The 12,932-nt window shown below is 70.3% G+C and carries 10 protein-coding genes; 7 read left to right on the top strand and 3 right to left on the bottom strand.

Annotation, left to right across the window (positions count from 1 at the left end; translation table 11 throughout):
* Positions 1 to 28 precede the first annotated feature (28 nt).
* Complete coding sequence (locus MA875_RS11600; RefSeq protein WP_248242449.1) at positions 29 to 1,261, bottom strand: MFS transporter; 1,233 nt, start codon at positions 1,259 to 1,261, stop codon at positions 29 to 31.
* A gap of 56 nt (positions 1,262 to 1,317) precedes the next feature.
* On the opposite strand from MA875_RS11600, the gene MA875_RS11595 reads away from it, so the two are divergent.
* The 7 genes from MA875_RS11595 (at position 1,318) to mnhG (ending at position 8,724) form a co-directional block, all read left to right on the top strand.
* Positions 1,318 to 2,379 (top strand): LacI family DNA-binding transcriptional regulator, encoded by a 1,062-nt coding sequence (locus MA875_RS11595; protein WP_248242448.1) that lies wholly within the window; start codon positions 1,318 to 1,320, stop codon positions 2,377 to 2,379.
* Positions 2,380 to 2,444: 65 nt separating this feature from the next.
* Entirely contained in the window at positions 2,445 to 5,378 is a 2,934-nt protein-coding gene (locus MA875_RS11590) for a Na+/H+ antiporter subunit A (protein ID WP_248242447.1), read from the top strand.
* Positions 5,375 to 5,944 (top strand): Na(+)/H(+) antiporter subunit C, encoded by a 570-nt coding sequence (locus MA875_RS11585; RefSeq protein ID WP_248242446.1) that lies wholly within the window; start codon positions 5,375 to 5,377, stop codon positions 5,942 to 5,944. Before MA875_RS11590 ends, MA875_RS11585 begins: the two co-directional genes overlap by 4 nt.
* Entirely contained in the window at positions 5,941 to 7,497 is a 1,557-nt protein-coding gene (locus tag MA875_RS11580) for a Na+/H+ antiporter subunit D (RefSeq protein WP_248242445.1), read from the top strand. The genes MA875_RS11585 and MA875_RS11580 overlap by 4 nt, the downstream gene beginning before the upstream one ends.
* Positions 7,494 to 8,102, top strand: a complete 609-nt coding sequence (locus MA875_RS11575; protein WP_248242444.1) for a Na+/H+ antiporter subunit E — start codon at positions 7,494 to 7,496, stop codon at positions 8,100 to 8,102. Before MA875_RS11580 ends, MA875_RS11575 begins: the two co-directional genes overlap by 4 nt.
* Positions 8,099 to 8,371, top strand: a complete 273-nt coding sequence (locus MA875_RS11570; RefSeq protein WP_248242443.1) for an MrpF/PhaF family protein — start codon at positions 8,099 to 8,101, stop codon at positions 8,369 to 8,371. Before MA875_RS11575 ends, MA875_RS11570 begins: the two co-directional genes overlap by 4 nt.
* The gene (mnhG, locus tag MA875_RS11565) at positions 8,368 to 8,724 is read left to right on the top strand and encodes a monovalent cation/H(+) antiporter subunit G (protein WP_248242442.1); all 357 of its coding nucleotides are present in this window, start codon (positions 8,368 to 8,370) and stop codon (positions 8,722 to 8,724) included. Before MA875_RS11570 ends, mnhG begins: the two co-directional genes overlap by 4 nt.
* Positions 8,725 to 8,744: 20 nt before the next feature.
* Here mnhG and MA875_RS11560 read toward each other — a convergent pair whose 3' ends face one another.
* Positions 8,745 to 11,372: a penicillin acylase family protein gene (locus MA875_RS11560; RefSeq protein ID WP_248242441.1), complete on the bottom strand. Its 2,628-nt coding sequence runs from the start codon at positions 11,370 to 11,372 to the stop codon at positions 8,745 to 8,747.
* Between the two features lie 109 nt (positions 11,373 to 11,481).
* Entirely contained in the window at positions 11,482 to 12,918 is a 1,437-nt protein-coding gene (gene argG / locus MA875_RS11555) for an argininosuccinate synthase (RefSeq protein ID WP_248242440.1), read from the bottom strand.
* Positions 12,919 to 12,932 lie beyond the last annotated feature (14 nt).

Raw genomic sequence — 12,932 nt, 5'->3', positions numbered from 1 at the left:
GCGCGGGCGGGTCAGTGGTGCGGGCGGGTCAGTGGTGCGGGTGCCCGGCGCCGACGGTCGAGCCGGCGATGGGCCGGGCGGCGGGTGAGGCGATTCCGGATGCCACGATGAGGGCGACCAGGATGAACAGCGTGTTCAAGAGCCCGATCTGCTCGCTGATGAATCCGAGGATCGGCGGCCCGCAGAGGAACGCCACGTAGCCGATGGTCGCCGCGGCGCTCACCCGGGCGGCCGCGCGGGCGGGATCGTCGGCCGCGGCCGACATGCCGAGCGGGAAGCCGAGCGAGGCGCCCGCGCCCCAGAGTGCCGCGCCGACGAAGACGAGGGGCAGGTTCGGCGCGAGGATGAACAGCAGCAGGCCCACCGCGGCGGTGACCGCGAGGATGCGCAGCGTGTTGACGCGACCGAACCGGTCGACGAGCGGTCCGCCGAGCACGCGCACGACGGTCATGCTGACCGAGAAGACGGTGAGCCCCGCCGCCCCGACGGCTTCGGTCGCGCCGTGGCCCTCCACGACGCCGAGCGCCAGCCAGTCGTTGGCGCCGCCCTCGGCGAAGGCCATGCCGAGCATGATCACGCCGAGCGCGTAGGTGCGCGGCTCGCGCCACGCCGACAGGTTCGTGTGGAGGTGCTCGCGCCAGCCGGCCTTCTCCCCCGGCCCGGTGTCTTCGGCGATGTCACGCGCCGGCACGGCCGGGTAGGTCGCCAGGGCGATCGCGAGCACCACGACGGCCATCGTCACGGTATGGGCGAGCACGTTGATGCCCGCCGCGGCGGCGAGGGCGCCGACACCCGCGCCGATGACGGTGCCGAAGCTGAAGAAGGCGTGGAAGAGGGGGAGGATCGTCTTGTTCGATTCCTTCTCGATGGCTGCGCCGTCGACGTTCATCATCACGTCGACCGCGCCGTTGCCGAAGCCGAAGAGGCAGAGGCCGAGCAGCACGATCGCGTACGAGGGCACGGCGTCGGTGCCGACGCCGACGATCGCGACTCCGACGGCGAAGGTGATCATCGCGCCGAGCATGCCGCGCTTGGCGCCGAACCGTGCGAGCACGGCCGAGGCGAGGGAGAGCCCGAGGATCGAGGCCACGCCCGCGCCGAGCAGGAGGAAGCCGATCTCGACGTTGTCCACGCCCAGCGCGCTCTTGATCGCCGGCACCCGCGAGGCCCACGTGGCGATGCTCAGGCCGCTCGCCAGGAAGATCGCGAAGACGGCGGTGCGCCAGCGCACCAGCTGAGGACGGGTCAGGACGAGTTCCACCCGAGAAGACTACCGAATCGTTTCGATCCGCAAAACGACGCGGTTAGGGTGGGGGGATGAGACGCACCGACGAACGGCGACGCGCCACCATCGCCGACGTCGCCCGAGAGGCGGGGGTGTCGGCGTCGACGGCGTCGGTCGTCTTCAGCGGCAAGACGCCGGTGTCGGATGCCACGCGGGCGCGGGTGCTCGAGGCGGCGGCCGCTCTCGGCTACACCGGACCCGATCCGCGGGCGGCGTCGCTGCGGCGCGGTCGCTCGGGCATCGTCGGCGTCGTCTTCGAGGAGCACCTCGGCACCGCCTTCCTCGACCCGGTGAAGACGCTCATGATGGACGGCCTCACCGAGGGCGTCGCGGGCCTCGGGGCGGGGCTGCTGCTCCTCCGCGACGACGAGACGGCCGAGACCGGGCCGGCGCTCACCACCGCGCCCATCGATGCCGCTGTCCTCATCGGGTGCAGCCCGCTGATGCGGCGATCCCTCGATACCGTGCGCGCCCGCGGCATCCCGGTGGTGGTCATCGAAGGGGATGCCGGAGGCGACATCCCCCGCATCGGACTCGACAACCGCGAGGCTCAGCGCCATGCGGCGCGGCACCTGCGCTCTCTCGGCCACGAGAACGTGGTGATCCTCACCCTCCCCGTGAACGCCGACCGCCCGCGGGGGTTCTTCGGCCCCGACGCCGAGGTGACCGTCGACGTGACCCGCGACCGGCTCGCCGGCGCCCGCGATGTCTACCCGCACGCCCCCGCCTACGCCGCCGCAGGGAGCTTCATCGACGAGGGGCTCGCGGCCGGACGCGTCCTGCTGGCGGGCCCGGACCGGCCGACGGCGGTGATCGCGCAGAGCGATCTGCTCGCGGTCGGGGTCATCCGCGCGGCCGAGGAGGCGGGTCTGCGGGTGCCCGACGACCTCAGCGTGACCGGATTCGACGGCATCGTCGTCGACGGCCTGGCGCCCTACTCGCTGACCACGCTCGTCCAGCCGGCTGCCGACAAGGGGCGCGCCGCCGGTCTCGCCGTGGCAAGCATGCTGGAGGGCGCGAGCCCGGTCTCGATGCACTTCACCTGCGCCTTCCGAGAGGGGAACACGTCCGGCCCGCCGCCGGCCGCCCGATAGAATGGACCCGACCCCGATCGCCTGAGTCGTGCTGCCCGGCCGACCGACGACCCTGAGGAGGCCGCATGTTGGTCTTCCTCGGAGTGTTCGCGGCGGCGTCCCTGGTGCTTCCCTGGCTCATCCATCGCCTCGGCGCGCGCGCGTTCTTCTTCGCCGCCGCGGTGTCGGCGGCCGCCTTCGCCTACACGGTCGTCCTCGGCCCCGGGGTGCTCGCCGGAGACATTCCGTTCGAGTCATACGACTGGATCCCGCCCCTCGGCATCGAGTTGTCGATGCGGATGACCACGCTGTCGTGGATCCTCGCGCTCGTCGTGACGGGGGTCGGCGCCCTCGTCCTGCTCTACTGCCGCTGGTACTTCCGTGACAACGCAGAGGGTCTCGGGCAGTTCGCCGCCGTGCTGCTGGCCTTCGCCGGGGCGATGTACGGTCTCGTCCTCACCGACGACCTCGTCGTGCTGGTCATGTTCTGGGAGGTCACCAGCGTCCTGTCGTACCTGCTCATCGGGTACTACCACCGCCGCGGCGCGAGCCGCCGCTCGGCCCTCCAGGCCCTGCTGGTGACGACCCTGGGCGGCCTGGTGATGCTGATCGGCGTCGTGCTGCTCGTCGTCGACACCGGCACCTCGAGCATCTCGGAGATCCTCGCCGCCCGCCCCGAGGGACCGGTCGTGGTCGCCGCCCTCGTGCTGCTGCTCGCCGGTGCGCTGAGCAAGTCGGCCGTCTTCCCGTTCCACTTCTGGCTCCCCGGCGCCATGACCGCGCCGACGCCGGTGAGCGCGTATCTGCACGCCGCGGCGATGGTCAAGGCCGGCATCTACCTCATCGCGCTCTTCGCTCCGTTCGAGGCGAACGAGCCCGGTTGGCGTCCCATCGTCGTCTCGCTCGGCGTCTTCACGATGCTGCTCGGCGGATTCCAGGCCCTCCGCGAGACCGACCTCAAGCGCCTCCTCGCCTTCGGTACGGTGAGCCAGCTCGGCTTCCTCACCGTCGTGCTCGGCTACGGGGTCCGCGACACCGCGCTCGCCGGCCTCGCCCTCCTGCTCAGCCACGCGCTGTTCAAGTCGGCCCTCTTCCTCGTCGTCGGCATCATCGACCGCCAGCTCGCCACCCGCAACATCGACGAACTGTCGGGCCTCGGTCGCCAGGCGCCGGTGCTCGCGACGCTGTCGATCGTCGCCGTCGCGTCGATGGCGGGTCTGCCGCCCACCATCGGGTTCGTCGCCAAGGAGACCGCCCTCACCGCCCTCCTCCACGAGGCCGAGGGCGGCGCGGTGTGGGGGATCGTCGGCATCCTCGGGGTCGCGGCGGGCTCGGCGCTCACGATGGCCTACGGCATCCGGTTCATCTGGGGCGCGTTCTGGACCAAGCGCACCGGTCCCGACGGCACCCCGCCCGCGCGCACCGAGTGGCCCGGCGCCCCGGCGGGATTCCTCGCCGCCCCGGTCATCCTCTCCGCGCTCACCCTCGTCGCGGGGCTCGCCGCACCGATCGTCGACCCCGCACTCGCCACGTATGCCGACGAAGCCCCGCTCGCAACCCCCGGCGTCGCCGAGCCCGAGCCGTACTACCTCGCGCTGTGGCATGGGCTGGAGCCGGCGCTGTTCATCTCGCTCGGCACGATCGCGCTCGGCGCGGCGATCTTCTGGGCGACGGCCACGCGGGATGTCTCGAGGCGCGTCCTGCCGTTCGAGGCGTTCGACGTCTACAACTCCGTGCTCCGCGGCATCGCCCGGCTGTCGGTGGCGACCACCACCTTCACCCAGCGCGGCTCGCTCCCGGTCTACATCGGCACGATCTTCATCGTCTTCGTGGTGGCCGAGGCGACCGCGCTCATCGTGGGCGGCCCCGATTGGCGCTCGGATGTGGACCTCTTCCAGAACCCGGCGCAGCTCGCGATCGCGCCGGTGATGATCGTCGCCGGCCTCATCGCCGTCCGCGCCAGGAAGCGGTACACGGGCGTCGTGCTGGTCTCGGTCACCGGCCTCGGGATGGCCGCGCTCTTCGCCATCAGCGGCGCGCCCGACCTGGCCCTCACCCAGATCCTCATCGAGACGGTCACCCTCATCGCCTTCGCCCTCGTGCTCCGGCGCATCCCGTCGCGCATGGGCGAGCACAACGCCTCGGTCGCGGCGATCCCGCGGGCGCTCGTGGCCGCGGCGGTCGGCGTGACGATGATGGCGGTCGCCGTCATCGCGACCGGCGCGCGGCTGCAGGACCCCGTGTCGGTCGCGTGGCCCGACCTGGCCTACGAGCTCGGGCAGGGACGCAACGTCGTCAACGTCGCCCTTGTCGACATCCGCGGGTGGGACACCATGGGGGAGCTCGCCGTCCTCATCCTCGCGGCCACGGGCGTGGCATCCCTCGTCTTCGTCACCGACCGCAAAGACAACCTCACCGCCACCAACGCCCTGCCCCGCGTGGGCGGGCGCGATCGCCGTCTGCTCGTCGAGACGCCCTCAGGCGTGAAGCCGCGGAACGCGGAGAGCGGACGCCAGCGGATGGCGTGGCTCGTGGGCGGGCAGCAGGTCCGGCCCGAGAACCGCTCCATCCTCCTCGAGGTGATCGTCCGGATCCTCTTCCACTCGATCATCATCGTCTCGCTCTACCTGCTCTTCGCCGGCCACAACCTTCCCGGCGGCGGCTTCGCCGGCGGCCTCGTCGCCGGTATGGCCCTGGTGATGCGCTACGTCGCGGGCGGGCGGTACGAGCTGGGCGTCGCCGCGCCGACCGACGCCGGGCGACTCCTCGGGGTCGGCATGTCGATCGCGGTCGGGTGCGCGATCGTGCCGCTCCTCTTCGGGGCGCCGCCGCTGACCAGCACCTGGTTCGAGGCGGAGCTGCCGGTGCTCGGTCACGTCGAGTTCGTCACCTCCACGCTGTTCGACGTCGGCGTCTACCTGGTCGTCGTCGGTCTCGTGCTCGACGTGCTCCGCTCGCTGGGAGCCGAGGTCGACCGGCAGATGCAGCGCAGCAAGGCCAGTGGGGTGAGCGTGTCATGAGCGTCTCCCTCACCCTCATCCTCATCATGGGCGTCCTGTTCGCCTGCGGCGTCTACGCGATGCTCGAGCGCAGCCTCACCCGGGTGCTCATCGGGTTCCTCCTCCTCGGCAACGCCGCGAACCTGTTTCTGCTGGTCGTCGTCGGTCGGCCCGGCATCGCCCCGTTCTACGGATCCGGCGACCCCGAGGACATGTCCGATCCGCTCCCCATGGCGCTGACCCTCACGGCGATCGTGATCACCTTCGCGGTGTCGGCGTTCCTGCTGGCCCTCATCTACCGGTCGTGGCAGCTCGGCCAGGCCGACACCGTCGCCGACGACGAGGCCGACCTGGCGGTGCGCGACCGCGGCGCCGCCGACGAGGACATGATCGACGACGAGACCGAGATCGAAGACACCGATGACGACGCCACCACCGACTTCGTCGGCCTCGACACCGCGCCGATCACGGTGCTCGGCAGCCGCGACATCTCGGGTGTGCAGGATGACGCCCCGGTGAACCTTCCCGAGCCGTCGTCGCGCCGCTCGCGACGAGCGGACACCACCGAGCGGGGGGATGACGGATGATCGCCCTCGTCCCGCTTCTGGCGACCCTGCCGCTCCTGGGCGCCGCGCTGGCGCTCGTCGCCGGCCGGCACCGGCGCACCCAGGTCGCGATCTCGATCGTCACGCTCACCACCGTCACCGTCATCGCCGCGATCCTCCTGGTCGTCGTCGACCAGGGCGGCGACGCCCTCGCCGTCTCCGTCGGCGACTGGCCGATCCCCTTCGGCATCGTGCTCTACGTCGACCGGCTCTCGGCGCTCCTCATCGTCGTCTCGAGCATCGTGCTGCTGGCCGTTCTGCTCTTCTCGGTGGGCCAGGGCGCGGCCGACAACGACGATGAGACGCCGGTGTCGATCTTCCACCCGTCGTACCTGCTGCTGGCGGCGGGGATCTTCACCGCGTTCATCGCCGGCGACCTGTTCAACCTCTACGTCGGCTTCGAGATCCTGCTCGTCGCCTCCTACGTGCTGATCACCCTGGGCAGCACCGAGAACCGCATCCGCACCGGCGTCGTCTACATCGTCGTCTCCCTGGTGTCGTCGATCCTGTTCCTGGCGGCGATCGCGGCGATCTACGGTGCACTCGGCACCGTCAACATGGCGCAGATCTCCGAGCGGATGATGGAGCTGCCGCAGGACACCCAGACGGTGCTCCACCTGCTGCTCCTGGTCGCCTTCAGCATCAAGGCCGCCGTCTTCCCGCTGTCGTTCTGGCTCCCCGACTCGTACCCGACCGCGCCCGCACCGGTCACGGCGGTGTTCGCGGGCCTGCTGACGAAGGTCGGCGTCTACGCTCTCATCCGCACCGAGACCCAGCTGTTCAACGACAACGACCTGAACTTCCTGCTGATGTGCGTCGCGCTCGCGACGATGATCGTCGGCGTGCTCGGCGCGATCGCGCAGGCGGAGCTCAAGCGCATCCTCTCGTTCACCCTCGTCAGCCACATCGGCTACATGATTTTCGGGCTCGCGATCGCGACGCCGGCGGCGATCGGCGCGACGATCTACTACACCGTCCACCACATCGTCGTGCAGACGACCCTGTTCCTCGCGGTGGGGCTCATCGAACGCCGCGCCGGCAGCACCTCGATCCTGCGCGTGAAGGGGCTGATGCGGGCGGCGCCTGTCATCGCGGTGCTCTACTTCATCCCGGCCGTGAACCTCGGAGGGCTCCCGCCGTTCTCGGGCTTCATCGGCAAGTTCGCCCTCTTCGACGCCGCTGCCGAGGTGGGCACGCCGATCATGCTGGTGCTGATCGTCGGCGGAATCGTGACGAGCCTCCTCACCCTCTATGCGCTGATGCGCGCATGGAACCTCTCGTTCTGGCGCGAGGATGAGGACTCCACTGAGACCGAAGCCCGCATCTCGTACCTCGGGCAGGCGCCGGCCGCGGGCATCCAGACCGAGCGGCGCGCGATCCCCCGCATCATGACCGCGGCGACGACGGGGATGGTGGCGATCACCGTCGCCCTGACCGTCTTCGCCGGACCGCTCTACGAGGTGTGCGAACGCATCGGCGCGGCCCTTCTCGAGCCGATCCAGCTCGTGCAGCTCGAGGAGGAGGCGGACTCATGAGCGGCGATCGCGCGCCTGCGCCTGCGCCCGTGACCCGGGGCGTGCTGGGTGTGACCTGGCGTCAGCTGCCGTTCTTCCTGTGGCTGATCGCGCTGTGGATGCTGCTGTGGGGCCAGTTCACGGTGCTGGCGTTCCTGACCGGTCTCGTCGCCGCGGTCGTCGTGACGCGCGTGTTCCGGCTGCCGCCCGTCGCCCTGTCGGGCCGCCTCAACCTCTGGTACGGCCTTGTTTTCGTCGTGACCTTCCTCGTGGCGCTCGTGCGCGGTTCGCTCCTGGTCGCGTGGCAGACCGTCCGCCCGGGAAAGCCCCCCGGGACGGCCATCATCGCCGTGCATCTGCGCACCGACGACGACCTGATCATGACCCACACCGCGGTGACCTCGTCGCTCATTCCCGGGTCGCTCGTGGTCGAGGCCGATCGGGATCGCCGGGTGCTCTACCTCCACGTGATCGGCGTCGACGACGACGATGACATCGACCTGCAGCGCAACACCGTGCTCGGCTGGGAGGCGCGGATCGTGCGCGCCGTCGGATCACGAGCTCAGCTCGATGTCATCCGCGAGGCGACGATCGACACCCCCCGGCAGGGAGGAACACCGACATGAGTACCGCGCTCCTCATCACCATCTTCGTGGTCTTCGTCATCGCGGCACTGCTGACGCTCTGGCGCATCGTGGTGGGTCCTTCGATCCTCGACCGCGCCGTGGCATCCGATGTCCTCCTCACCGAGGTGCTGTGCGTGCTGGGCGCGGAGATGGCCATCAACCAGCACACGCGCACCCTTCCCGTTCTCCTCGTGATTGCGGCGGTCGGGGTGTTCGGGTCGATCTCGATCGCCCGGTTCGTCGCACGGAAGGACACCGCGGAGCGATGACCGATGCTCTCGACCTCGTCGCCCTCGTGCTGATCCTCGCGGGGAGTCTGCTCTGCCTCACCGCCGCCATCGGCCTGGTGCGGTTCAACGATGTCGCCTCGCGCCTGCACGCGGCGACGAAGCCGCAGATCCTGGGCCTTCTCCTCATCTGCATCGCCATCGCCCTGGCGTTGGAGTCGTGGCCGGTCGTGGCCTTCCTTGTGCCGGTGATGCTGCTGCAGATGGCGACCGCCCCGCTCTCGGCCCATATGATCGCCCGTCAGGCGCACCGCAACGGCACGATCGACGACCGCGATCTGCTCGTCGACGAACTCGCCGAGCAGAAGCAGACGCCGCCCGCCGCAGGCGGCTGACCCGTCGGCCTCCGGGCTTCTCAGTCGGAGGGAACGAGCCGCAGCGTGTGGGTCGTCGTCTCCGCGACCGCCTCGGGCGTGAAGGCCCAGGGGAGGAGCTCCGCACGCTGCCAGGCGGGAGTCTGGTCGACGTAGTTCGGGTGGAAGGCGTGGCCGCTCGCGCCGGTGAGATGGTGCCAGCCCGACCGGTCGAGATCGCCGAGGTCGACCACCATGCGCATCGAGGGGACGGTCACGGTCTCGAAGCCCTGCCCGAGCACCCACCCGGTCGCGTTCGCCACCGACGACCCGCCGCCGACGGGGTAGGGGCCGCGGTTGAACAGCATCTCGATCGGTGCGATGCCCGAGGTTCCGAAGGTGTCGTTCTTCAGGTCGAGGGCGTGGAGGTCGCCCCAGTCCCACATCGCCGGGTTGTCGCCCTGGAGGGCCACGAGCCTTTCGTAGGCGTCCGTCGCGGTGCGCTCGAGCATCTCGGACTGCGACGAGACGTCGAGCCCCGCGTTCTGCCACCAGGGCGACGACGGGTCGGCGAGGAGCGTGTCGACGACGAGGAACATGCGCGCCTGATTGCCCGTCGGGGCGGGGGTCTCACGCTCGCGCACGAAGATGTTCTGCACGAGTTCGTCCCACAGCACGTTGGCGTAGGCGGCCGCGGCCGACCCGGCGTGGTTCTGGGCGTCCCAGCCGCCGAGGAGGTCGAGGGCGGCGTCGGTCTCCTCGTCGCCGGTGCGGACGCCCGCGTACGCGGCGATCAGGCGCGGTCCGATCCACAGGGTGTTGTCGGCCTGGATGTCGCGCATGTCGGTCGCGGTCAGGGGTCCTGCCGCGATCCGCCGCTCGAGCATCTCCACGATCCGCGCTGCGCGCCACCCGTAGTCCCAGTCGCGGGTGAGCTGGTACGGGTACTCCTCGCCCACGATGGCGTTGTTGGCGGTGACGATGTAGCCCGACGACGGGTTCAGCGAGACCGGCAGCTCCTCGAAGGGGATGTAGCCCTGCCAGGCGTAGGCGGAGTCCCACCCCGGCTGCGGCAGCGACCCGTCGCCGGCACCGCGGATCGGCAGCTTGCCCGGCGTCTGGTACCCGATGTTGCCCGCCGTGTCGGCGTAGACGAGGTTCTGCGCGGGCACGTCGAAGAGTGACGCGGCGGTGCGGAACGAGTCGAAATCGGTCGCCTGGTTGAGGGCGAAGATGGCGGTCGCCGTCGTGCCGGGCTCGAGGGCCGTCCACCGGAGGCTGACGGCGTACTCCCCGTCGGGGGCGTCGCTCGGCGCGACGGGTGTGCTCTCGGTCCCGACGAACGGTTCGTCGGCGATTCCGGCGTACTCCCCGCTCGCCTCGCTGATGAGGGGGCCGTTCTCGGTCGCGCGCACGATGATCTCGACGTCGTCGCCCCCGGCGACCTCGATGGTCTCCTGCCGTGTGGTGAGGGGCAGCAGCTGCCCGTCACGCCAGTACGCGTCATCCTGCACCCTCTCCAGATACAGGTCGGTGACGTCGGTGGTGAGGTTCGTGAAGCCCCAGGCGATGTCGGCGTTGTGACCGATGATGACACCCGGCATGCCGGAGAACCCGAACCCGGCCACGTCGAAGGGGCAGTCCTGCTGGATCCGCGCGCACTTCAGCTGCACCTGGTGCCACACGCTCGGCAGCGACGCGCCGAGGTGGGGGTCGTTGGCGAGGAGCGGCATCCCGGTGTCGGTGAGCGATCCCGACACCACCCAGGAGTTCGAGCCGATACCCTCGCCGATCGGACCGACGAGGGCGCTGACCGCCTCGACGACGTCGCCGACCTCGGCCCAGTCCACGGCGGCCTCGGCACCGGGGGCGTCTCGGCTGGTGCCGGGAGCGCTCGCCGGCAGCGGGGTGCCGGCCTCCTCGAGCACCGGGACGATCACGGGGTTCCGGTCGAAGGGGTAGGTCGGGTAGAGGTCGGCGAGCTGCTCGGGCGTGAAGGATGCCGCGGCGACGGCGCGATCGGTCTCATCGCCAATGTTGGAGCGGAGGTCCCAGGCCATCGCCTTCAGCCAGGCGACGGAGTCTTCCGGCGTCCACGGCTCGATCTCGTAGTCGGCGTTCTGCAGGCCGAGCACGGCGTACTCGAACGAGGCATCCGGTCCCTGGTGATCGGCGAGGTAGGCGTTCACCCCGTCGGCGTAGGCCTCGTAGTACGCGCGGACGGTCGGGTCGAGCGAGGCGACCTCCTCGGCGGCGACCTCGCGCCATCCGAGCGTCCGGAGGAAGATGTCGGTCTGCAGCTGGGATTCGCCGAACAGCTCCGACAGCCGGCCGCTCGTGACGTGACGGCGGAAGTCCATCTCCCAGAACCGGTCCTGGGCGTGGACGTATCCCTGCGCGTAGAAGAGGTCGCGAGAGGTCTCGGCGGTGATGGTCGGAACCCCGAGGGCATCGCGCTGCACGCTCACCTCGGCGGTGAGGCCGGTGAGGGTCTTCTCACCGTCGAGCTGGGGGAAGGACCGCTGGATCGAGTAGACGACGACGCCGGCCGCGATGAGCGCGAGCACGACGAGGCCGACGAAGACGGCGTAGGCGATGATCGCGATGCGCCGGCCGAGGGACCGCCTGGCGGGCGGCGCGGGCTCGTCGAACAGCTCGACGTCGTCGATCACGTCTGCGGGCTTCGTCATTGAAGAGGACCTCCGGTCGCGAGACCCGGTGCCAGCCGGCGTGGGTCTCGGTGCCGTTCGGGCGGCACCGGAGAATCGTAACCCGTGGGCCGTCGCGCGGCGCGGGGGGTCAGTCGGTGCCGAGGTCGAACGCCGCCGCCTCCGACGCGGCGTCGGTCGCTTCGGCCAGCCGGCCCCGTTCGTCGGGCTCGGCCGGCTCGGTGATCTCGTCGGCGCCACCCTGCTCGAGCTTCCCGACGAGCTCGCCGGTGGCGCCGCCGATGAGGCCGAGTCCGGCGAACAGCTCCAGGCGGGCGCGCGAGTCGGCGATGTCGAGGTTGCGCATCGTCAGCTGGCCGATGCGGTCGGTGGGGCCGAACGCGGCGTCTCCAACCCGCTCCATCGAGAGCTTCTCGGGCGCGTACGACAGGCCCGAGGCGACCGTGTCGAGGATCGTGTAGTCCTCCCCGCGCCGCAGGCGCAGGGTCACCGTGCCCGAGATCGAGGATCCGACCCACTTCTGGATCGACTCGCGCAGCATCAGCGACTGCGGCTCGAGCCAGCGCCCCTCGTACATCAGACGCCCGAGGCGTCGACCCTGCTCGTGGTAGGTGGCGAGGGTGTCCTCGTTGAGAATGCCGTTGACGAGGCGCTCGTAGGCGATGAACAGCAGCGCCATCCCGGGTGCCTCGTAGATGCCCCGCGACTTGGCCTCGATGATGCGGTTCTCGATCTGGTCGCTCATGCCCAGGCCGTGGCGCCCGCCGATGGCGTTGGCGACACGGACGAGCTCGACGGGGTCGCCGAACTGCTCGCCGTTGATCGCGACCGGACGCCCGGCGTCGAAGGTGATGCTGACGTCCTCGGGGGCGATCGCGACGCTGTCATCCCAGAACCGCACGCCCATGATGGGCTGCACCGTCTCGAGCGAGACGTCGAGGTGCTCGAGGGTCTTGGCCTCGTGGGTGGCGCCCCAGATGTTCGCGTCGGTCGAATAGGCCTTCTCGGCGCTGTCGCGGTAGGGGAAACCGTGCGCGATCAGCCACTCGCTCATCTCGGTGCGACCGCCGAGCTCGGTGACGAAGTCGGCGTCGAGCCACGGCTTGTAGATGCGCAGCGCGGGATTGGCGAGCAGGCCGTACCGGTAGAACCGCTCGATGTCGTTGCCCTTGTAGGTCGAGCCGTCGCCCCAGATGTCGACGCCGTCCTCCTTCATCGCCCGCACGAGCAGCGTGCCGGTCACGGCGCGCCCGAGGGGCGTGGTGTTGAAGTAGGTGCGACCGCCCGAGCGGATGTGAAACGCCCCGCACGCCAGGGCGACGAAGCCCTCCTCGACGAGGGCGGTCTTGCAGTCCACCAGGCGCGAGATCTCCGCGCCGTACTGCAGCGCGCGGTCGGGGATCGAGGCGATGTCGTCCTCGTCGTACTGGCCGAGGTCACCGGTGTAGGTGCACGGCACGGCGCCCTTGTCGCGCATCCACGCGACGGCGACGGAGGTGTCCAGACCCCCCGAGAAGGCGATGCCGACGCGCTCGCCGACGGGCAGGGACTGAAGGACCTTCGACATGGCCACCAGTCTAG

The sequence above is a fragment of the Microbacterium kunmingense genome (genome assembly GCF_023155745.1).
Classification (GTDB): domain Bacteria; phylum Actinomycetota; class Actinomycetes; order Actinomycetales; family Microbacteriaceae; genus Microbacterium; species Microbacterium kunmingense.
Note: the sequence above shows the minus strand (reverse complement) of the source record. Positions and strands in the feature narration are given on the sequence as shown.